At 73.9% G+C, this 22,265-nt stretch carries 16 protein-coding genes; 14 read left to right on the top strand and 2 right to left on the bottom strand.

Translation table 11 applies throughout. The features are described from left to right. The first annotated feature begins 213 nt into the window (after positions 1-213). The 10 genes from I598_RS17300 (at position 214) to I598_RS17255 (ending at position 12,146) form a co-directional block, all read left to right on the top strand. Entirely contained in the window at positions 214-4,011 is a 3,798-nt protein-coding gene (locus tag I598_RS17300) for a nitrate reductase subunit alpha (RefSeq protein ID WP_068204616.1), read from the top strand. An 88-nt stretch (positions 4,012-4,099) separates the two neighbouring features. Continuing rightward, positions 4,100-5,788 carry a nitrate reductase subunit beta gene (narH, locus tag I598_RS17295; RefSeq protein ID WP_068204613.1) on the top strand — a complete coding sequence of 563 codons (1,689 nt, stop codon included), beginning with the start codon at positions 4,100-4,102 and terminating at the stop codon, positions 5,786-5,788. Next, positions 5,785-6,495 carry a nitrate reductase molybdenum cofactor assembly chaperone gene (gene narJ, locus I598_RS17290; protein WP_068204611.1) on the top strand — a complete coding sequence of 237 codons (711 nt, stop codon included), beginning with the start codon at positions 5,785-5,787 and terminating at the stop codon, positions 6,493-6,495. Before narH ends, narJ begins: the two co-directional genes overlap by 4 nt. Continuing rightward, a complete protein-coding gene (gene narI / locus I598_RS17285; protein WP_418268503.1) occupies positions 6,486-7,250 on the top strand; it encodes a respiratory nitrate reductase subunit gamma in 765 nt (254 codons plus the stop codon). Before narJ ends, narI begins: the two co-directional genes overlap by 10 nt. Then, positions 7,247-8,482 carry an MFS transporter gene (locus I598_RS17280; RefSeq protein ID WP_068204609.1) on the top strand — a complete coding sequence of 412 codons (1,236 nt, stop codon included), beginning with the start codon at positions 7,247-7,249 and terminating at the stop codon, positions 8,480-8,482. Before narI ends, I598_RS17280 begins: the two co-directional genes overlap by 4 nt. Before the next feature lie 74 nt (positions 8,483-8,556). Next, on the top strand, positions 8,557-9,816 hold the full coding sequence (locus tag I598_RS17275; RefSeq protein ID WP_068205415.1) for a molybdopterin molybdotransferase MoeA: 1,260 nt from the start codon (positions 8,557-8,559) through the stop codon (positions 9,814-9,816). Beyond that, the gene (mobA, locus tag I598_RS17270; protein ID WP_068204606.1) at positions 9,813-10,439 is read left to right on the top strand and encodes a molybdenum cofactor guanylyltransferase; all 627 of its coding nucleotides are present in this window, start codon (positions 9,813-9,815) and stop codon (positions 10,437-10,439) included. The genes I598_RS17275 and mobA overlap by 4 nt, the downstream gene beginning before the upstream one ends. After that, the gene (locus I598_RS17965) at positions 10,436-10,714 is read left to right on the top strand and encodes a DUF6457 domain-containing protein (RefSeq protein WP_068204603.1); all 279 of its coding nucleotides are present in this window, start codon (positions 10,436-10,438) and stop codon (positions 10,712-10,714) included. The genes mobA and I598_RS17965 overlap by 4 nt, the downstream gene beginning before the upstream one ends. Positions 10,715-10,722: 8 nt before the next feature. Beyond that, positions 10,723-11,811: a GTP 3',8-cyclase MoaA gene (gene moaA, locus I598_RS17260; protein ID WP_068204600.1), complete on the top strand. Its 1,089-nt coding sequence runs from the start codon at positions 10,723-10,725 to the stop codon at positions 11,809-11,811. Between the two features lie 2 nt (positions 11,812-11,813). Further along, complete coding sequence (locus I598_RS17255) at positions 11,814-12,146, top strand: MoaD/ThiS family protein (RefSeq protein WP_068204596.1); 333 nt, start codon at positions 11,814-11,816, stop codon at positions 12,144-12,146. Between the two features lie 260 nt (positions 12,147-12,406). On the opposite strand, the gene I598_RS17250 is transcribed toward I598_RS17255, so the two are convergent. Beyond that, positions 12,407-13,384, bottom strand: a complete 978-nt coding sequence (locus I598_RS17250) for an electron transfer flavoprotein subunit alpha/FixB family protein (RefSeq protein WP_068204593.1) — start codon at positions 13,382-13,384, stop codon at positions 12,407-12,409. 12 nt (positions 13,385-13,396) lie between these two features. Then, positions 13,397-14,200 carry an electron transfer flavoprotein subunit beta/FixA family protein gene (locus I598_RS17245; protein ID WP_068204590.1) on the bottom strand — a complete coding sequence of 268 codons (804 nt, stop codon included), beginning with the start codon at positions 14,198-14,200 and terminating at the stop codon, positions 13,397-13,399. A gap of 186 nt (positions 14,201-14,386) precedes the next feature. Here I598_RS17245 and glgX point away from each other — a divergent pair, with 186 nt between their 5' ends. The 4 genes from glgX (at position 14,387) to treS (ending at position 22,265) form a co-directional block, all read left to right on the top strand. Beyond that, entirely contained in the window at positions 14,387-16,621 is a 2,235-nt protein-coding gene (glgX, locus tag I598_RS17240) for a glycogen debranching protein GlgX (RefSeq protein WP_068204586.1), read from the top strand. Positions 16,622-16,676: 55 nt separating this feature from the next. After that, complete coding sequence (locus tag I598_RS17235) at positions 16,677-18,359, top strand: FAD-binding dehydrogenase (RefSeq protein ID WP_068204583.1); 1,683 nt, start codon at positions 16,677-16,679, stop codon at positions 18,357-18,359. 79 nt (positions 18,360-18,438) lie between these two features. Next, entirely contained in the window at positions 18,439-20,493 is a 2,055-nt protein-coding gene (locus I598_RS17230; RefSeq protein WP_068204580.1) for an alpha-1,4-glucan--maltose-1-phosphate maltosyltransferase, read from the top strand. Then, a complete protein-coding gene (gene treS / locus I598_RS17225; protein ID WP_418268502.1) occupies positions 20,490-22,265 on the top strand; it encodes a maltose alpha-D-glucosyltransferase in 1,776 nt (591 codons plus the stop codon). The genes I598_RS17230 and treS overlap by 4 nt, the downstream gene beginning before the upstream one ends.

Genomic DNA, 22,265 nt, shown 5'->3' with positions numbered 1-22,265 from the left:
GTGCCGGGGCCGGACCGGCTCGACGTCGGGCCGGTGTCATGACCGTAGGAAGCGGGTGTTTCGCCTCCCGTCGTCGGGGCGTGAAATCCCCATGAGGAAGAACTCTCACTCCCCGCGGCACCACTGTGAGAAGTTGTCTCGCCATGCGCGACGCCCACCGCTGGGTTTGACTTCGAGCAGCACCCTCGAGCCCCCAGCAGCAGGGAGTCCGCGATGACGCACGGCACCACCGCACCTCCGACCGCCGTGCCCGCCGGGGACGGGAAGGATCCGCTGCTGCGGCTGGGACGGCACCTGCGCCGGGGGGAGACGAGCGAGGACCTGCGCCAGCTGTTCCTGCGCGGCGGGCGCCAGGGGGACGTCTTCTATCGGGACCGCTGGTCGCACGACAAGGTGGTGCGTTCCACGCACGGCGTGAACTGCACGGGGTCGTGCTCGTGGAAGGTGTACGTCAAGGACGGCATCATCACCTGGGAGACGCAGCAGACGGACTACCCGTCGGTGGGGCCCGACTCCCCCGAGTACGAGCCGCGCGGGTGCCCTCGCGGCGCGGCGTTCAGCTGGTACACCTACTCCCCCACGCGGGTGCGCTACCCGTACGTCCGCGGCGTCCTGCTGGAGGCGTTCCGCGCGGCGCGGGCGGAGGTGGGCGGGGACCCGGTGCTCGCCTGGGAGCGGGTGACGTCCGACCCGGAGGTGTCCGCCCGCTACAAGTCCGCCCGGGGGCGCGGCGGCCTGGTCCGCGCCACCTGGGACGAGGTCTCCGAGCTCGTCGCGGCCGCGCACGTGCACACGATCAAGCGGTGGGGGCCGGACCGCGTCGCGGGCTTCTCCCCCATCCCCGCGATGTCGATGGTGTCGCACGGGGTCGGCGCCAGGTTCGTGCAGATGCTCGGCGGCACCATGCTGTCGTTCTACGACTGGTACGCCGACCTGCCGGTCGCGAGCCCCCAGGTGTTCGGCGACCAGACCGACGTCCCCGAGTCCGCCGACTGGTGGAACTCGTCCTACCTGGTGCTGTGGGGGTCGAACGTGCCGGTCACCCGCACCCCGGACGCGCACTTCATGGCGGAGGCCCGCTACCGCGGTGCCAAGGTGGTCACCGTCAATCCCGACTTCAACGACGCCACGAAGTTCGCCGACGAGTGGATGGCGCCGCACCCCGGCACCGACGGGGCGCTGGCCCTGGCGATGGGGCACGTGGTGCTGCGCGAGTTCCTCGTCGAGCGGCGCACCGCCGCGTTCGCGGCGTACCTCCAGCGGTTCGCGGACGCCCCGTTCCTCGTGCGGCTCGACACCCACCCGTCCGGCGGGTTCACGCCCGGCAAGTTCCTCACCGCCGCCGAACTCTCTGACGACGTCCTGCCGGGCGCCTCGACGATGGCGAACAACCGGTTCAAGACCGTGCTGCTCGACGCCGACGGCACGCCCGTCGCCCCGAACGGCACGCTCGGCCACCGCTACGGCGACGCCGACGAGGGCCGCTGGAACCTCGACCTCGGCGACGTCGACCCGGTGCTGTCGATCGCGGACCTCGACCGGACCGACGAGGCCCCGCAGGCCGTCGCCGTGCTGCTGCCGCGCTTCGACCTCGTCCCGCAGGACGGGGACGACGAGGCGGCCCACCTGGGCGGCGCGGGCGTCGTCGCGCGCGGCGTCCCGGTGCGGGAGGTCGGCGGGCACCTGGTCACCACGGTGTTCGACCTGCTGCTCGCGCAGTACGCGGTGGCGCGGCCGGACCTGGACCTGCCGGGCGAGTGGCCGACGGGCTACGACGACGCGAGCACCCCGGGCACACCGGCGTGGCAGGAAGAGCTGACCGGTGTCCCGGCGGTGCAGGCGGAGCGGATCGGCCGGGAGTTCGCGCAGAACGCGCTGGACTCGGGCGGCCGCTCGATGATCATCATGGGCGCCGGGGCGAACCAGTGGTTCCACGGCGACGCGACGTACCGGGCGTTCCTCACGCTGACCACGGTGACGGGCTGCCAGGGGGTCAACGGCGGCGGCTGGGCGCACTACGTCGGGCAGGAGAAGTGCCGCCCGGTGACGGGGTGGGCGCAGTACGCGGGAGGGCTCGACTGGGTGCGCCCGCCCCGGCAGACGATCGGCACGGGCTTCCTCTACCTCGCGACGGACCAGTGGCGCTACGACGGGATGCCCGCGGACTCGCTGGCCTCCCCGCTGGCGAAGGGGCTGCTGGCCGGGCGCACCACCGCCGACGCGCTGGTGGAGTCGGTGCAGCGCGGCTGGATGCCCGCCTACCCGACGTTCGACCGCAACCCCCTGGACCTCGTCGACGAGGCTCGCGCGGCGGGCAAGGAGCCTGCGCAGCACGTCGTGGACGAGCTGAGGGCGGGGCGCCTCCGGTTCGCGGTCGAGGACCCGGACGCCCCCGAGAACTTCCCCCGGGTGCTCACGGTGTGGCGCTCGAACATCCTCGGGTCGTCGGCGAAGGGCAACGAGTACTTCCTGCGGCACCTGCTGGGCGCGGAGTCCGCGGTGCGGGCGGCGGAGTCGCCGCCGGGGCGGCGGCCGCGGACGATGACGTGGCGGGACGAGGCGCCGCGCGGCAAGCTCGACCTGCTGGTCACGGCGGACTTCCGGATGACGAGCACCACCCTGTACTCCGACGTCGTCCTGCCCGCCGCGACCTGGTACGAGAAGCACGACCTGTCGAGCACGGACATGCACCCGTACCTGCACTCGTTCAGCCCGGCGATCGACCCGCCGTGGCAGTGCCGCACCGACTTCGCGACCTTCCACACGATCGCGAGGGACGTCTCCCGGCTGGCGGAGACGCACCTCGGGGTGCGGCACGACCTCGTCGCGTCTCCCCTGGCGCACGACACGCCCGACGAGCTCGCGATGCCGCACGGCACCGTCCCCGACCCCGGATCACCCGTCACGGAGCGCGACCTGGTCCCCGGCGTGACGATGCCGAAGCTCGCCGTCGTCGAACGGGACTACCCGGCGTTCGCCGCGCGGATGGCGTCGCTCGGCCCTCTCACCGACTCCGTCGGCATGGTCACCAAGGGCGTCAGGTTCTCCCCCGACGTCGAGGTGCGCTCCCTCGGGCAGCGCAACGGCACGGTCGCGGCCGGGCCCACCGCGGGACGGCCACGGCTCGACACCGACGTGCAGGTCTGCGAGGCGATCCTCACCCTGTCCGGCACGTCCAACGGGCGTCTCGCCGTACAGGGCTTCGAGCACCTGGAGAAGCGGACCGGTCGCGAGCTCGCCGATCTCGCCCGCGACGAGCAGGCCAAGCTCGTGACGTTCGCCGACACCCAGGCCCGCCCCGTGCCCGTCATCACCTCGCCGGAGTGGAGCGGGTCGGAGCACGGCGGCCGGCGCTACACGGCGTTCGCCGTGAACGTCGACCGGCTCAAGCCCTGGCACACCCTCACCGGCCGCCAGCACTTCTACCTCGACCACGACTGGATGGTCGAGCTCGGCGAGCAGCTGCCCGTGTACCGCCCGCCGCTCGACCTGCACCGGCTGTTCGGCGACTCCCCCGTCCCGGGGACCGTCGGCGAGGCCGACGGGCACGCCACGGTCGCGGTGCGGTATCTGACGCCGCACTCCAAGTGGTCCATCCACTCGGAGTACCAGGACAACCTGTTCATGCTGTCGCTCTCGCGGGGCGGACCGAACGTGTGGATGAGTCCCGCCGACGCCGCGAAGATCGGCGTGGCCGACAACGAGTGGATCGAGGCCGTCAACCGCAACGGCGTCGTCGTGGCCCGAGCCGTCGTGTCCCACCGCATGCCCGAGGGCACCGTCTTCATGTACCACGCGACCGAGCGCACGGTCGACGTGCCGCTCGCCGAGACGTCCGGGCAGCGCGGCGGCATCCACAACTCGCTCACCCGCATCCTGCTCAAGCCCACCCACCTGGCCGGCGGGTACGCGCAGCTCACCTATGCGTTCAACTACCTCGGCCCCACCGGCAACCAGCGCGACGAGATCACGACGATCCGGCGGCGCTCGCAGGAGGTGCGGTACTCGTGACCGCCCGAACGGAGAGCCGCAGAACGAGGGACGAGTCCGTCGGCGAGCGCGACCAGAGACACCGAGCGGCGATCGGGAGGTGGGGGCGATGAAGGTCATGGCGCAGATGTCGATGGTGATGAACCTCGACAAGTGCATCGGGTGCCACACGTGCTCGGTGACGTGCAAGCAGGCGTGGACGAACCGGACGGGCACCGAGTACGTGTGGTTCAACAACGTGGAGACCCGCCCGGGCCTCGGCTACCCGCGCACCTACCAGGACCAGGAGCGCTGGCAGGGCGGCTGGAGGCTCACCCGGCGGGGGCGGCTGACGCTGCGCGCCGGTGGAAGGTGGAAGAAGCTCGCGACGATCTTCTTCAACCCGAAGCTGCCCGACATCCACGACTACTACGAGCCGTGGACGTACGAGTACGACGTGCTGCTCTCCGCGCCGGCGCAGCAGCACACCCCGGTCGCCCGGCCCAAGTCCCTGCTCACGGGCGAGGACATGAAGATCAGGTGGTCGGCCAACTGGGACGACGACCTCGGCGGGTCCACCGCGACGATGCAGGACGACCCGGTGCTGGCGCACATGAGCTCGCACGTGGCCGAGGAGCTCGAGCAGACTTTCATGTTCTACCTGCCGCGCATCTGCGAACACTGCCTCAACCCCGCGTGCGTGGCCTCCTGCCCGTCGGGCGCGATGTACAAGCGGGCCGAGGACGGCATCGTGCTGGTCGACCAGGACCAGTGCCGCGGGTGGCGCATGTGCGTCACGGGCTGCCCGTACAAGAAGGTCTACTTCAACCACAAGACCGGCAAGGCCGAGAAGTGCACGCTCTGCTATCCGCGCCTCGAGGTCGGGCAGCCGACGGTCTGCTCGGAGACGTGCGTGGGCCGGCTGCGGTATCTCGGGCTGGTCCTGTACGACGCCGACCGGGTGGGCGAGGCCGCGGCCACGCCGGACGAGCACGACCTGTACGCGGCGCAGCGGTCCGTGCTCCTCGACCCGCACGACCCGGAGGTGGTGGCCGCCGCACGCCGCGACGGCATCCCGGACGACTGGATCGGCGCGGCGCAGCGCTCCCCCGTGTGGCGGCTGATCCACGACTACGAGGTCGCCCTGCCCCTGCACCCCGAGTACCGGACGCTGCCGATGGTCTGGTACATCCCGCCGCTGTCGCCGGTGGTGGACGTCGTGGCGTCGTCGGGCAACGACGGCGAGGACGGGCGGACCCTGTTCGCCGCCATCTCGCAGTTGCGGATCCCGCTGGAGTACCTGGCGGGGCTGTTCACGGCGGGCGACACCGCTCCGGTGGAGAGGGTCCTGCGGCGCCTCGCGGCCATGCGCTCGTACATGCGGGACGTCAACCTGGGCCGGGAACCGGTCGAGGAGACCGCGGCGGCCGTCGGCATGACGGGTGACCAGGTGCGCGAGATGTACCGGCTGCTGGCGATCGCGAAGTACGAGGAGCGCTACGTCATCCCGACGGCGCACGCCGAGATCGCCGACGAGCTGGAGGAGATGGCGTGCTCGCTCGACTACGAGGGCGGGCCCGGCATGGGCGGGGCCGGGCCGTTCGGGTCGTCGTCCGGGCAGCCGACGCCCGTCGCGGTGGAGAACTTCCACGCGCTGGCGAACCGCCAGACGGCGGACTCCCCGTACGGCCCGTCGACCCCCGGCCGCGTCAACCTCCTCAACTGGGACGGCAACGGCCGCCCGGACGGCCTGTTCCCGCCGGACGAGGACCCCGGGACGGGCGGCCGGCAGGGCGGGTCCGGACGGGGGGCGTCATGAGGCTCGCGTTCCTGCCCCGCCCGGGCGTGCGTGCCGCGCGGCTCGACGCCCTGGACCCGGTGCGCCTCGACGACGCGTCCCGGGCCACCGCTCACATGGCAGCTTCCCTGCTGCTCGCCTACCCCGACGACGAGACACTCGCCGCCGCGGCGCAGGTGCGCACCGCCGTGACCGGTCTGCCGACGTCGGTCCGGGACCGGCTCGACGGCCTGGCCGCGCTCCTCCTCGACGGCGACCAGCGGGCGCTCCAGGCGGACTACGTGGCGACGTTCGACCTGCGGCGGCGCTGCTCGATGTACCTGTCGTACTACGCGGCGGGGGACACCCGTCGCCGGGGGGCGGCCCTGGTGCGCTTCGTCGAGGCGTACCGCGCGGCAGGCTTCGAGACGACCGGCACGGAGCTGCCCGACTACCTGCCGACGGTGCTGGAGCTGTCGGCGTGCGGCGGCCCGGACGGCGCCCGGATCGCGGGCGCGCTGCTCGACGCGCACCGGGACGGCATCGAGGTGCTGCGCTCGGCGCTGGCGGCGCTCGGCTCGCCGTGGGCGGCCGGGATCGAGGCGGTGTGCCTCACCCTGGCGCCCGTGGACGCCGCGACCGCCGAACGGGTCGCCGACCTCGTGGCGGCCGGGCCGCCGACGGAGACGGTCGGGCTGGACGGGTACGGGGCCGCGGGCCCCGGAGGGAGGGACCTGCCGTGGACGTGACGGGCGACCAGATCGTGCTGTGGGTCGTGGTGCCGTACGCCTGCCTGGCGATCTTCGTCGTCGGCACGCTGTGGCGGTACCGGTACGACAAGTTCGGCTGGACCACCCGGTCCAGCGAGCTCTACGAGAAGCGGCTGCTGCGCCTCGGCAGCCCGTTGTTCCACTTCGGCCTCCTCGCGGTGATCGCCGGGCACTTCGTCGGGCTCGTCGTCCCGAAGTCGTGGACGGAGGCGGCGGGCGTCAGCGAGGCCGCCTACCACTTCCTGGCGACGTGGCTCGGATCTCTCGGCGCCCTCGCGCTCGTGGCCGGGCTGGTCATCCTCGTCTACCGGCGGCGGACCACCGGACCGGTGTTCCAGGCCACCACCCGCATGGACAAGGCGATGTACGTCGGGCTCGCCGCGTCGATCCTGTCCGGCGCATGGGCGACCGTCCACACCCAGATCCTGGCGGGCGGCCACGGCTACGACTACCGCGAGACGATCTCGCCCTGGTTCCGCACGCTGTTCGTCCTCCAGCCGGAGCCCTTGCTCATGGCGGGCGTCCCGCTGGCGTTCCAGGTGCACGTCACGGTCGCGCTGCTGCTGTTCGCCCTGTGGCCGTTCACGCGGCTGGTGCACGCGTTCTCCGCACCGGTCGCCTACCCGTTCCGGCCGTACATCGTGTACCGGTCGCGCGACACCACGTCGGGCTCCGGTGCCCGCACCCCACGGCCGGGCTGGGAGCCCACCTCGACACCCCGGGAGAGACGATGACGGACGCAGCGCAGCAGCCGACGACGCCGGACGCCGTGGCCACACGGCCCGGGGCGACCCGCCAGCTCGCGCTGGCGACCGGCGGGTTCGCGATCTGCTTCTGGGCGTGGGCGCTGCTCAGCCCGCTCGGGAACACCTACGGCGAGCTGTACGACCTGACGGACTTCGAGGTCTCGGTGCTCGTCGCGGTGCCGGTCATCGTCGGCTCGCTGGGGCGCATCCCGATGGGCGCGCTCACCGACCGGTTCGGCGCGAAGGTCGTGTTCCCCGTCGCGGCGGCCGCGACGATCGTGCCGGTGCTGTTCGTGGGCCTGGTGGCGGACAGCCTCCCGCTGCTGCTGCTCGGCGGGTTCTTCCTGGGCCTCGGCGGCACGACGTTCGCCATCGGCGTGCCGTTCGTCAACTCCTGGTACCCGCCGGCCCGCCGCGGCACGGCGATCGGCATCTTCGGCGCGGGCATGGGTGGCACCGCGATCGCGTCGTTCAGCACGGTGCCGATCCGCGACGCGTGGGGCGACACCGCCCCGTTCTGGATCGTCGCGGGGTTCCTCGCGGTGTTCGCGCTCGTGTCCCGCACGATGCTCCGGGAGTCCCCGGACCGGGTCGCCCCGGGCCCGGACGCGCCCGGGATGATGGCCCGCACCTGGGCGACGATGAAGATCCCCGCGACGCTCCAGCTGTCCTGGCTGTACGCCGTCGGCTTCGGCGGCTTCGTCGCGTTCAGCGTGTACCTGCCGACGTTCCTGCAGAACGCCTACGACCTCTCGGCGTCGGACGCGTCGTTCCGCACCGCCGGGTTCGTCGTCCTCGCCGTCGTCATGCGGCCCGTCGGGGGAACGCTGTCGGACAAGGTCGGCCCGATCCCGGTGTCCCTCGCGTGCTTCGCGGTGGTGACGGTGTTCGCGGCGGTCGTGATCTTCCAGCCGGCCCTGGTGCCGGGCGCCACGATCGCGTTCCTCGGCATGGCCGCGGGGCTCGGCGCGTCCTCGGGTGCCACGTTCGCCCTGGTGGCGCGGATGGCGCCGCCGGACAAGGTGGGTGCCGTGACGGGCGTCGTCGGCGCGGCCGGCGGTCTCGGCGGGTTCATCCCGCCCCTGATCATGGGTGCCGTGTACGCCGCCGACGGCGACTACGACCTCGGCTTCGGCCTGCTCGCGCTCACCGCGGCGCTGACGTTCCTGTTCACGCTCGGGCCGGTCCGCCGACGGGTGCGGGCACAGACCGGGCCGTGACCTCACCGCCCCGCGCCGACCGCTGTGAGGACGGTGCTGCACGCCGGACACATGCCCCGCCTATCGTGGCCGACGTGAGCCAGCGCACCATCGCCGAGCACCGCGCCGCCGTCCTGGCGCGGGTCTCGCCCGTGGACGCGGCCGCCGTCGCCCTCGACGATCCTGCGGTGCTCGGGCTGGCGCTCGCGGGCGACGTCGTCGCCGCGGCGGCCGTCCCCGGGTTCGACCACGCCGCGATGGACGGGTATGCCGTGCGCCTCTCCGACCTGCCCGCCGACGGCTCCCCGGTGACCCTGCCGGTGCTCGCCGACGTCCGCGCCGGCGGTCCCGGCAGCACCGACCCGGGCGACCGGCCCGGCGTCGTGCGCATCATGACCGGCGCCCCGCTGCCGACCGGGTTCGACGCCGTCGTCCCGGTCGAGCGCACCTCGACGGGCCGGTTCGTCGCCGGGGGCCCGACGACGGAACGCACGGTGACGCTCGCCCGGCAGCACCGCGACCACGTCCGCCGGGCGGGCTCCGACGTCCAGCCGGGTGCTCCGCTCGCGAAGGCGGGCGAGCGGGTCGGTGCGGGTGTCGTGGCAGCCGCGGCCGCCGCCGGGCTCACGGCCGTGCCGGTGCACCGGCGTCCCCGGGTCGCCGTGCTCTCCACCGGGTCCGAGCTCGTCGCCCTCGGCACGGGCGGTGCCGGCACCGTGCCCGACTCCAACTCACTCATGCTCGCCGCGCTCGTGCGCGCCGCGGGAGCCGACGTGGTCCGCGTCGGCGCCGTGCCCGACGACGGTGCCGCGCTGCGCTCGGCGCTCGACCGCGTCACGGCGCCGCTGCCGGGCACCGACGTCGCCCCGGGGCCGGGCGTCGACCTGGTGGTGACGTCCGGCGGGGTCTCCGCCGGTGCGTCCGACGTCGTCCGGGAGGTGCTCGCCTCCGGCGCCGCCCGCGACGTCGACGTCGCCACCGTCGCGATGCGGCCCGGCAGGCCGCAGGCCCTGGCCGCCTGGCGGGGCGTGCCGTGGGTCGCGGTGCCCGGCAACCCGGTGAGCGCGTTCGTCTCGACCGTCCTGTACGTCCTGCCCGCCGTGCGGCGGCTCGCCGGGGTCGTCGACGACACCGCGCTCACCGTCCCCGCCGCGGCCGGCTGGACCAGCCCGGCGGGCGTCGAGCAGGTCGTGCCGGTGCGCCTCGGCCCCGACGGCGCCGCCCCGGCCGGACCGGGCGGCCACCACCTGTCCGCGCTCCCCCACGCCGACGCCCTCGCCGTCGTGCCCGCCGACGTCGAGCAGGTGCGCCCCGGTGACCTGCTCACGGTGCTGCGCGTCCCGGAGCCCCGATGACGGCCGGGCCCACGTACGACGCGATCGTGCTCGCCGGCGGGCGGGCGACCCGGCTGGGCGGCACCCCGAAGCCCGGCGTGCTGGTCGGCGACCGCACCCTGCTGGACCGGGCGCTGACGGCCTGCGCCGGGGCGGGACGCACCGTCGTCGTCGGCCCCGCCGACGAGGTGAGGCCGGTCCCGGCGGGTGTCGTCGTCACCTGCGAGGACCCGCCGCGCGGCGGACCGGTCGCGGGGGTCGCCGCCGGGCTCGCCGCCCTCTCCCGGCCCGGAAGTCCCGACCGGCCGGGACGGGTGCTCGTGCTCGCCGTCGACGTCCCCGGCGCGGCCGACGCCGTCGACCCGCTCCTCGCGGCGGCCGCCCGCCACCCCGACGCCGACGGCGTGCACCTCGTGCGGCACGGACGCGCGCAGTGGCTGACCGGCCTGTACCGCGCCGACGCCCTCGCCGCCGCCGCGGCCGGGCTGGTCGTGCACGGTGCGCCCGTGCGGCGACTCGTCGCCGGGCTGACGCTGGTGGAGGTCGACGACGCCACCGGTGCGAGCGACGACGTCGACACCTGGGAGGATGTGACCAGGCTCTCCGCCCGGCACGCGGACCGACCCGAGGAGGCGCACCCATGACCGACACCCCCGACACCCCCACCGTGCTCGCACGCTGGGTCGAGGCCCTCGAGGCCGAGCTCGGGCTGCCGGGCGGCAGCATCGACGTCACCGAGGTGCTCGACCTCGCCCGCGACGCCGCCCACCACGTCGCCCGGCCCGCTGCCCCCGTCACCACCTACCTCGTCGGGTACGCCCGCGGGCTCGCCGCCGCGCAGGGGGCCACGGGGGTCACGGACGACGACGCGGTCGAGCGCGCCGCACGGCTCGCCCTCGGCTGGGAAGCGACGAGCTGAGGAGCCCCATGACGCTCGTCGACCTCGGGATCCCCGCGATCCCCACCGCCGTCACCGACCAGGGTGTCGCGCTGCCCGCCGACCGCCCCGCCACGGACGGGCTGGTGGACCGGTTCGGGCGGGTCGCGACCGACCTGCGCGTCTCCCTGACGGACCGCTGCAACCTGCGCTGCACCTACTGCATGCCCGCCGAGGGCCTGCCCGCGCTCCCCCGCGCCAAGGTCATGACGCGGGCCGAGATCGCCCGGCTGGTCGACGTCGCCACCCGCGAGCTCGGCGTCCAGCAGGTGCGGTTCACCGGTGGGGAGCCGCTGCTGCGCGGCGACCTCGTGGACATCGTGCGGGACGTCGCCGCGCTGGAGCACCGGCCCGAGATCAGCCTCACCACCAACGCCGTCGGCCTCGACTCCCGGGCGCACCGGCTGCGCGACGCCGGGCTGGACCGCGTCAACGTCTCCCTCGACACCCTCGACCCCGACACGTTCGCCACCCTCGCGCGCCGTCCCTTCCTCGAACGCACCCTCGCCGGGATCGCCGCCGCCGCCGAGGTGTTCGACCTCGTGAAGATCAACGCCGTGCTCGTGCGCGGGGTCAACCTCGACCACGCCGCCGACCTGCTCTCCTGGTGCCTGGACCGCGGGTTCGAGCTGCGGTTCATCGAACAGATGCCGCTCGACGCCGACCACTCCTGGGACCGGTCCGCGATGGTCACCGCCGCCGAGGTGCGCGGCCTGCTCGGCGGACGGTTCGCGCTCGCTCCCGACCACGAGCCGCGCGACGGCGCCCCCGCGGAACGGTTCGTCGTCCGGTCCGTCGCCACCGGCGAGCGGCTCGGCCGCGTCGGCATCATCGCGTCCGTCACCGAGCCGTTCTGCGGCGACTGCCGCCGCACCCGCCTCACCGCCGAGGGCGGCGTGCGCGACTGCCTGTTCGCGCACACCGAGACCGACCTGCTCGGCCCCCTGCGCGCCGGGGCCCCCGACGCGGTGCTCGCCGACCTGTGGCGGGCCGCCATGTGGGCCAAGGGCCCCGGGCACGGGATGAGCGACCCGTCGTTCACCCAGCCCGAACGCACCATGAGCGCGATCGGAGGCTGACGATGAGCGACACAGGACTCGACCCCGCCGTCCGGGTGACCGTGCAGGTGCGGTGCTTCGCCGCCGCCCGCGCGGCACTCGGGTTCGCAGACCGGACGGTCGCCGTCGCCGTCGACGCCGACGGTGCCGGTGCCGGTGCCGGTGCCGGTGCCGGTGCCGGTGCCGGTGCCGTGACCGTGGCCGACGTCGTCGCGCACCTCATGGCCGCCGTGCCGTCCGCCGAGCCCGTCGTCGCCCGCTGCTCCGTGCTGCTCGACGGCCGCCGCGCCGCACCGACCGACGCCGTGCCCGACGGCGCGACCCTCGACCTGTTGCCGCCCTTCGCGGGCGGCTGAGCTCCGTCCGTCCGGGCCGTCGTCGGAGCCGAACGCCGAGATCGACCCACCCGTGCCGAGATCGATGCACGGAACGTCGATCTCAGTACGGGTGGGTCGACTTCGGCGACACGCTGTCGCGCCCTCGCGAGACGACGCCGCCCGGGCCTGGTCCGAGGGTCTGCGCGCGGTCGTCAGACCGGAAGCGGAGGGCCCCCTGGGGCCCGTGAGCGCGACCGCGCGCAGGCCCTCGGACCAGGCCTGGTGACCGACAGCAGCAGCTACCGAGCGGCCTTGTGCGCCCGGATGACCTCCGCGGCCTGGGGCAGGACGTCCGCGAGGTCCCCGACGACGGCGAAGTCGCAGATCTCGAAGATCGGCGCCTCGGGGTCGGAGTTGACGGCGACGATCACCTGGGAGGCCTGCATGCCGCCGCGGTGGTGGGGGGCGCCGGAGATGCCGGCGCCGATGTAGAGACGCGGGGCGACCGTGACGCCCGTCTGGCCGACGTAGCGGTCGAACCAGCCCTCGAAGACGGCGTCGCGGGACGCGCCGACGGCGGCGCCGAGCGCGTCGGCGAGGTCCTCGACGGGGCCGAAGTCGCCGCCGGTGCCGCGTCCGCCCGCGATGACGGTGGCCGCCTCCTCGAGCGTGGGGCGGGCGGCGTCGCGCACGACGGGCACGCGCTGCGTGACGGTGGGCAGGGGGGCGTCGACGCTCACGGCGAAGCCCTCCACCTCGGTGGCGACGGCCGCGTCCGCGGGCTTCGGCACGACGGTGTTGGCGCGGACGGTGAGCAGCGCGACGTCGGTCGTCACGACGCTGGTGGTGTCCCACGACCCGGCGAAGACGCGCTTGGTGCCGACGATCCGACCCTGCTCGTCCTCGCTCACGCCGGCGGCGTCGATGACGACGCCCGCGCCGAGCGCCTGCCCGGCGAGCGCGACGGCCTCCTTCGCGGCGAACGTGGACGGCGCGAGGACGACGTCGGCGTCGGTGCGCCGGACGGCCGCGGCGAGGGTCGCGGCGACGACGCCGGACAGGTGCCGGGCGTCGCCGCGCAGGTCGGCGGGCAGCTCGGCCTGGTGGACGGTCTCGACACCGTGGGCGCCGAGCTGGGCGAGCGCCTCGACGGACGGCGACTCGAGCGTGACCGCCTCGACGCGGCCGAGCGCGCGGCCGATGGTGAGGAGCTCCAGGATGCTGGAGCGGACCTCGCCGGCGGGGTCGAGGAGGACGAGGACGGTGCGGTTGGTCATCTGGCGGTCCTCTCAGACGAGGTCGTGGCGGAGGAGGAACTCGGCGAGGGCCTTGCCGCCCTCGCCCTTGTCCTGGACGAGCTCGACCTCGGGCTTGGCGGGGCGCGGGGCGGCGTGCGTCGTGGCGGTGCGGGCACCCGCGTCCCCGACGAGCCCGGCGTCGAGCCCGACGTCGGCGAGGCTCCACGCCTCGATCGTCTTGGTGCGCGCGGCCATGATGAGCTTGAAGTTCGGCATGCGCGGGGTGTTCGCGGTGTCCGCGACGGACAGCACGGCGGGCAGCGGCGCGGTCAGCGTCTCGGTGGCCTCGTCCGTCTCGCGGACGACCTCGAGCACGCCGTCGGCAAGGGCGACCTTCTTCGCGAAGGTCAGGGCGGGGCGGCCGAGCTCGGTGGCGACGAGGGCCGGGACCACGGAGCCCAGGCCGTCGAGCGCCGCCATGCCGGTGACGACCAGGTCGACGGGGCCGTCGGCCTCCAGGCGGCGCACGGCGGCGGCGAGCGCGGCGGCGGTCCCGGCGTAGTCGGAGCCGGCGAGGGCGTCGTCGGTGACGCGGACGCCACGGTCGACACCCATCTGGTACGCCTTGCGCAGCGCGAGGTCACCCTGCTCGGGCGCGAGCGTGAGGGCGACGACCTCGGCAGCGGCGCGGGCGTCGTCGTCGAGCGAGTCGACGATCCGCAGCGCGGCCTCGAGGGCGTTCTCGTCGAGCTCGTTGAGGGTGCCCTCGCCCGGCGACCGCACGACCCGACAGTCCTCGAACCGCCGGTCGGCGTTGATGTCCGGGACGTACTTGACGAGAACGACGATGCGCACGAGGAACCTTCCGATCAGGTGCTCGACGGGCTGGGACGGCGGCGGTCGGCCGCCAGTGCCGAGCCTAGCGCTCCGGTCGCCGTCGCCCTGTCGCCGTCTCACCTCGGACGCGCGGCGGGCACGGTCGCGACGCGCCGCGCGACGTGCGGACGTGTCGTCGTCACCGGTCTGGGACATCATGTGCGGATGGAGGCCAGACCCAAGGTGACGCCGCTGACCCGCCCGACGCGGACGCGCAGCCACGTCCCCCCGCTGGGGGTGCGCACCACGCCGGACGGCGGCATCGACGTGGCGGTGCTCGCGTCCCACGCGACCGGCGTCGACCTGTGCCTGATCGACGAGGTCGACGCCGCGCTGGACGCGCACGACCCGGCCCGGTACACCGAGCGGCGGGTCGAGCTCGACGGCCCGACGTACGGGGTGTGGCACGGGCACGTGCCGGGCGTGGGGCCGGGGCAGCGGTACGGGTTCCGCGTGCACGGCCCGTGGGACCCGGCGGCGGGCATGCGCCACAACCCGGCGAAGCTGCTGCTCGACCCGTACGCGCGCGGGTACGCAGGCGACCTCGCGTACGTCCCGGCGACGCTGGGCGGCGGGGCGGGCGAGGACGGCGGGCCGGACGGCGAGGACTCGTTGCCGTTCGTGCCGCACGGCGTGGTGATGCCCGAGCACCCGCGCGCCACGGTGTGGCGGCCGCGGGTGCCGTGGGCGGACACGGTGGTGTACGAGGCGCACGTGCGCGGCCTGACGATGCGCCACCCGGGGGTGCCGCCCGAGCTGCGCGGCACCTACGCGGGGGTGGCGCACCCGGCCGTGGTGGAGCACCTCAAGGCGCTCGGCGTGACGACGCTGGAGCTGCTGCCGATCCACGCGAACGCGTCCGAGCCGTGGCTCGCCGGACGCGGGCTGTCGAACTACTGGGGCTACTCCACGATGTCGTTCTTCGCCCCGCACGCCGGGTACGCGACGGCCGCGGCGCGCGCGGCCGGGCCGGACGCCGTCCTGGACGAGGTGCGCGGCATGGTGCACCTGCTGCACGAGGCCGGCATCGAGGTGCTGCTGGACGTCGTCTACAACCACACGTGCGAGGGCGGGGACGACGCGCTCGACCTGTCGTGGCGCGGGCTGGACAACACGCTGTACTACCTGCACGACGGCTCGTCCCCGGCGCGGCTGGCGGACGTCACCGGCACGGGCAACACGCTGGACTTCCGGCGGGCCCGGGTGGTGCAGATGGCGCTGGACTCGCTGCGGTACTGGGCGCAGGAGGTGGACGTCGACGGCTACCGGTTCGACCTGGCCGTGACGCTGGGACGCGACCACGACGGCTTCACCCCCGACCACCCGTTCCTCGTGGCGCTGCAGACGGACCCGGTGCTGTCCGGGCTGAAGCTCGTGGCCGAGCCGTGGGACGTGGGTCCCGGCGGCTGGCAGACGGGCCGGTTCCCACCGCCGATGGCCGAGTGGAACGACCGGTTCCGCAACGCGGCGCGCTCGTTCTGGCTGGAGGCCCCGAAGGCCGGCTCGCACGGCCAGCCCATGCACGGACTGCGGGAGCTGACGACACGGCTCGCCGGGTCGGCGGACCTCTTCGGGCACTCGGACCCGCCGCTGATGCGCGGGCCGGTGGCGTCGATCAACTACGTGACCGCCCACGACGGCTTCACCCTCGCCGACCTCGTGTCGTTCGACCACAAGCACAACGACGCCAACGGCGAGGACAACCGCGACGGCACCGACGACAACCGGTCGTGGAACCACGGCGTCGAGGGGCACGACCCGTCCGGTGCCGACGCGACCACGGAGCCGTGGTCGGCGGTCGTGCCCCTGCGCCGCCGGTCGCAGCGCAACCTGCTGGCCACCCTGCTGCTGTCGGCAGGCACGCCGATGATCACCGCCGGGGACGAGATGGGCCGCTCCCAGGGCGGCAACAACAACGCGTACGCGCAGGACAACGAGATCTCCTGGCTGGACTGGGACCTCGATACGGCCGGTGCCGAGCTGCTGGCCACCGCCCGGTTCCTCACGGGGCTGCGGGCGGAGCACGCCGCCCTGCGCGCCGAGTCGTTCTACCTGGGCGTGCCCCGGCCCGGCGAGGAGCTCACCGACCTGCTCTGGTACGACGACGGCGGCGCGGCGATGGACGCGGCCGCCTGGTCGGTCGACGGCCGCCGGATCATCCAGATGCTGCGGCCCGGGCCGGAGGACGACGACGCGGACGTCCTGGTGGTGCTGCACGGCGGCCTGGAGGACGCCGTCGTGACCCTGCCCGACCCGCTCGACGGCGCCGCGCCCTGGGACCGGGTGTGGAGCTCCACGTGGGACTCCCCCGACGGGCCGGACGAGGCGGACGAGGTGGACGAGCCGGGCACGGCCCGGGTCGAGTCGCTCAGCGTCGAGGTGTTCGTGGCCCGGAGGTGACACGTCACCCGCGGCATCCCTGGGTGCGGACGCGGACGTCTGGCAGGATGCGGCCATGGCAGACGCCGACGTCATCGTCATCGGAGCCGGGCTCTCGGGCCTGGTGACCGCGACCGAGCTCACCGCCGCGGGCAGCCGCGTGATCCTGCTCGACCAGGAGCCGGAGGCCTCCCTCGGGGGGCAGGCCTGGTGGTCGTTCGGGGGGCTGTTCCTCGTGGACTCCCCCGAGCAGCGCCGCCTCGGCGTGCGCGACTCCGCCGAGCTCGCGTGGGCCGACTGGCTGGGCTCCGCGCGCTTCGCGCCCGGCGCGGAGGACGGCGAGGGCCCCGACCGGCACGGCTACGCCTGGGCGAAGCACTACGTGGAGGCCGCCGCCGGCGACCTGCGCCCCTGGCTGCACGCCAAGGGGGTGCGCTGGTTCCCGCTCGTGCAGTGGGCCGAGCGCGGCGGCTACCCGACCGGAGGCCACGGGAACACGGTCCCGCGGTTCCACGTCACCTGGGGCACCGGCCCCGCCGTCATCGCCCCGTTCGTCGAGGCCGCCCACCGCGCCCGCTCCGCCGGGCTGCTCGACCTGCGGTTCCGCCGCCGCGCCGTCGGGCTCGTCGTCTCGGGCGGCCGCGTCACCGGTGTGCGCACCGAGATCCTGGCCGACGACGACGCCCTGCGCGGCGCCCCGTCCACCCGCGACGTCGTCGGCACCGAGGAGCTCACCGCCGGCGCCGTCGTCGTCGCGTCGGGCGGCATCGGCGCCAACCACGACCTCGCCCGCGACCGCTGGGACGCCGGGGCAGGGACCCTGCCCGCCCGCATGCTGTCCGGCGTCCCCGACTCCACCGACGGCCTCATGCTCGGCCACGCCGCCGACGCCGGCGCGGCGCTGGTCCACGAGCACCGCATGTGGCACTACCCGGAGGGCATCGCCAACCACTCGCCCGTCTGGACGAACCACGGCATCCGCATCCTGCCGGGCCCGTCCTCGCTGTGGCTCGACGCCGACGGCAATCGCCTGCCCGCGCCGCTGTTCCCCGGCTTCGACGCCCTCGGCGCGCTCCAGCACGTGACCCGCCGCGGGGACGACCACTCCTGGTTCGTGCTCAACAAGGCCATCATGGACTCCGAGTTCGCCCTGTCCGGGTCCGAGCAGAACCCCGACCTCACCGGCAAGGACCTGCGCCTGCTCGCCCAGCGCGTCCTGCCGGGCGCCGTCGGGCCCGTCGCGCGGTTCGCCGCGGAGTCCCCCGAGTTCCTGTGGGCCGACACACCCGCCGAGCTCGCCGGGAAGATGAACGCCCTCACCGAGGCCACCCCCGGCTCCCGCGGCCACGTCGACCCCGGCGCGCTCGCCGCGATCGTCGCCGCCCGCGACGCCCAGGTCGCCTCCGGCCTCGGCAAGGACCCGCAGGTCGTCGCCACCCGCGCCGCCCGCGACTTCCGCGTCGACAAGATGATCCGCGTCTCGCCGCCGCGACCCCTCACCACCCCCAAGGACGGCCCGCTGCTGGCCGTCCGCCTGTCCGTGCTGACCCGCAAGACCCTCGGCGGCCTGTGGTGCGACCCGTCGGGACGCGTGCTGCACGACGACGGCACCGTGCTCGACGGTCTGTGGGCCGTCGGCGAGGCCGCCGGGTTCGGCGGCGGCGGCGTCCACGGCCACCGCGCCCTGGAGGGCACGTTCCTCGGCGGCTGCCTGCACACCGGACGGGTCACCGGGCGGGCGCTCGCGGCGGCCGGCTGATCCGCGGGAATCGTGATCGACACCGTCCGTCCGGGCATGTTGTCGCGCACCGGGGCCTCCGGCTGACTAGCGTGGAGGCGTGACGTCGCCCCAGCCCACCCCGTACCGCCCGATCGGCCGCATCCCCGTGCTCGAGGTCTCCCCCGTCGTGGAGGGCGGCCGCTGGCCCGCCAAGGCGACCCCCGGGGAGGTGGTACCCGTGGAGGCCACCGTGTTCCGGGAGGGGCACGACGCCGTGAACGCGACGGCGGTGCTGTTCGGCCCGGACCGGCGGGTGCACTCGTGGGCCCCGATGGACGACGTCGCGCCGGGCCTGGACCGGTTCCGCGGCTTCCTGCAGCCGGACGCCGAGGGCGACTGGTCGTTCCGGGTGGAGGCGTGGTCCGACCCGTACGCGACGTGGGCGCACGACGCCTCGATCAAGGTGCCGGCGGGCCAGGACGTCGAGCTGATGCTCACCGAGGGCGCCCGCCTGTTCGTCGAGATCATCACCCAGCGCCTGCAGAAGCGGCGGTCGCGCGCCGACGCCGAGCTGCTCGCGCAAGTCGCCGCGGAGCTCGCGGACACCACGCGCCCCCCGGAGGCGCGGCTCGCGATGGCGACCCAGCAGGCGGTGAGGGAGGCGCTGCGCCGGATCCCGCTGCGGCAGCAGATGACGCCGAGCGCGACCTACCCGCTGCGCGTGCACCGCCGGCTCGCGCTGGCCGGGTCCTGGTACGAGATGTTCCCCCGGTCGGAGGGCGCGACGCAGCGCCGGGACGGGACGTGGCGGTCGGGCACGTTCGTGTCGGCGGCGAAGCGGCTGCCCGCGATCGCGGCGATGGGTTTCGACGTCGTCTACCTGACGCCGATCCACCCGATCGGCACGACGTTCCGCAAGGGCCGCAACAACACGCTCGACGCGCAGCCGGGCGACCCGGGCAGCCCGTACGCGATCGGCTCACCGGAGGGCGGGCACGACGCCATCCACCCGGACCTCGGCACGGAGCGCGGGTTCAAGGCGTTCGTCGCCGAGGCGCACGCGAACGGCCTGGAGGTCGCCCTGGACCTGGCGCTGCAGTGCTCCCCGGACCACCCGTGGGTCACGGAGCACCCGGAGTGGTTCACGGTGCGCGCGGACGGGACGATCGCGTACGCGGAGAACCCCCCGAAGAAGTACCAGGACATCTACCCGCTGAACTTCGACCGTGACCCGCAGGGCATCTACGCCGAGGTGCTGCGGGTGGTGCGGGTGTGGATCGACCGGGGCGTGACGCTGTTCCGCGTGGACAACCCGCACACGAAGCCGCTGGACTTCTGGGAGTGGCTGCTGGCGCAGGTGCACGCCACCAACCCGGAGGTGATCTTCCTGTCGGAGGCGTTCACCAAGCCGGCGATGATGCAGACCCTCGCCCGGATCGGGTTCCACCAGTCGTACACGTACTTCACCTGGCGGAACACGAAGGAGGAGGTCGAGGAGTACCTCGCCGAGGTCGGCGGGGAGCAGGGCGCCGTCATGCGGCCGTCGTTCTGGCCGACGACGCACGACATCCTGCCGCCGTACCTCCAGGCCGGCGGCGTCGCCGGGTTCGCGGTGCGGGCCGTGCTCGCGGCGACGGGCAGCCCCACGTGGGGGATCTACTCGGGCTACGAGCTGGTGGAGAACGTGCCGCGCCCGGGCGTCGAGGAGCAGATCGACAACGAGAAGTACGAGTACAAGCCGCGCGACTGGTCCCGCGCCGACGACCTCGGCATCGCGATGCTGCTGGGCCGGCTCAACGAGGTCCGTCGCGCCCACCCGGCGCTGCAGCAGCTGCGCAACATCACCGTGCACACGACGACGAACGACCAGGTCGTCGCGTTCTCGCGGCGGGTCCGCGCGGAGCACCTGCCGGCGGCCGGGCGGCCGGGGGCCACGCAGGACGACGTCGTGCTGGTCGTGGTGAACCTCGACCCGCACCAGGCGCAGGAGTCGACGTTGCTGCTCGACCTGGAGGCGCTCGGCCTGGCACGTCCCGACGGCACCGAGGACCAACCCTTCTTCGCCGTCCACGACGAGCTGTCCGGGCAGACCTTCGGGTGGGGCGCCCACCCGTACGTCCGGCTCGATCCGCAGCAGCAGGTCGCGCACGTGCTGCGGGTGGACCCGGCGTGACCGCGTCGACCGGCGGGGTCGAGGTCCCGCGTCCCGTGACCCGGCAGATCCCCGTGCAGGCGCTTCCGCCGCGGCGGCAGCCGGAGCTGCCGGCACTGCCGCAGACCGGTCTGACCGACGACCCGGAGTGGTACCGCACCGCGGTGTTCTACGAGGTGCTGGTGCGGGCGTTCGGGGACTCGGACGGCGGGGGCAGCGGCGACCTGAACGGCATCATCGACCGCCTCGACTACCTGCAGTGGCTGGGCGTGGACTGCCTGTGGCTGCCACCGTTCTACCCGTCACCGCTGCGCGACGGCGGGTACGACGTCGCCGACTTCACCGCGGTGGCCGCCCAGTACGGCTCGCTGCCGGACTTCGGCCGGCTGGTGGAGGAGGCGCACGCCCGCGGGATCCGCGTCGTGGTGGACCTCGTGATGAACCACACGAGCGACCAGCACCCGTGGTTCCAGTCGTCGCGCTCCGACCCGGAGGGCCCGTACGGCGACTTCTACGTGTGGTCGGACGACAACACCCGCTACCAGGACGCGCGGATCATCTTCGTGGACACGGAGAGCTCGAACTGGTCGTTCGACCCGGTGCGCCGCCAGTACTACTGGCACCGGTTCTTCTCCCACCAGCCGGACCTCAACTTCGAGAACCCGCAGGTCGCCGAGGCCATGTTCGACGTGGTGCGGTTCTGGCTGCGGCTCGGCGTGGACGGCTTCCGGCTCGACGCGGTGCCGTACCTGTTCGAGGAGGAGGGGACGAACTGCGAGAACCTGCCGCGCACGCACGGGTTCCTGCGCGACCTGCGCCGACTCATCGACGAGGAGTTCCCGGGCCGCATCATGCTGGCCGAGGCGAACCAGTGGCCGAACGACGTGGTGCACTACTTCGGCACCGACGACGAGCCCGAGTGCCACATGTGCTTCCACTTCCCGGTGATGCCGCGCATCTACTACGCGCTGCGCGACCAGCGGGCGAACCAGCTCCTCGAGATCCTGGCGGACACCCCGGACATCCCGGCGCGGGGCGGGCAGTGGAGCACGTTCCTGCGCAACCACGACGAGCTCACCCTGGAGATGGTGTCCACGGAGGAGCGTGCCGCGATGTACGGCTGGTACGCGCAGGACCCGCGCATGCGCGCGAACGTCGGCATCCGGCGCCGGCTCGCGCCGCTGCTGGACAACTCCCGCAAGGAGATCGAGCTCGCGCACGCGCTGCTGCTGTCCCTGCCGGGCAGCCCGTGCCTGTACTACGGCGACGAGATCGGCATGGGCGACAACATCTGGCTGCCGGACCGCGACGCCGTGCGCACGCCCATGCAGTGGACCCCGGACCGCAACGCGGGGTTCTCCACGGCCGACCCGGGCAAGCTGTACCTGCCGCTCAACCAGTCCCTGGTGCACCACTACCAGCACATCAACGTCGAGGCGCAGCTCGCGCAGCCGACGTCGCTGCTGCACTGGGTGCACGGCATGCTGGCGGTGCGGCGGCTGCACCCGACGTTCGGCACGGGCGACTTCACCGCCCGGGACACCGACGACGACGCGATCCTCGCGTTCACGCGCCGCGCGGACGAGACTCTCGTGGTGACCGCGAACCTGTCCACGACGGCCCGTTCCGCGACGATCGACCTGCCCGGGATGGCGGGCTGGTCGCTGACGGACGTGTTCGGCGGCGGGCGGTTCCCCGCCGTCGGCAAGGACGGTCGGGTGACCCTCTCGTGGGGCTCGCGCGACTTCTACTGGCTCCTCGCGACACCCCCGGACGGCTCTCAGGAGAGGTGA

This window comes from Isoptericola dokdonensis DS-3 (genome assembly GCF_001636295.1).
Taxonomy (GTDB): Bacteria; Actinomycetota; Actinomycetes; order Actinomycetales; family Cellulomonadaceae; genus Isoptericola; species Isoptericola dokdonensis.
The sequence above is the reverse complement of the archived record's forward strand: the minus strand, read 5'-3'. Positions and strand labels throughout refer to the sequence as shown.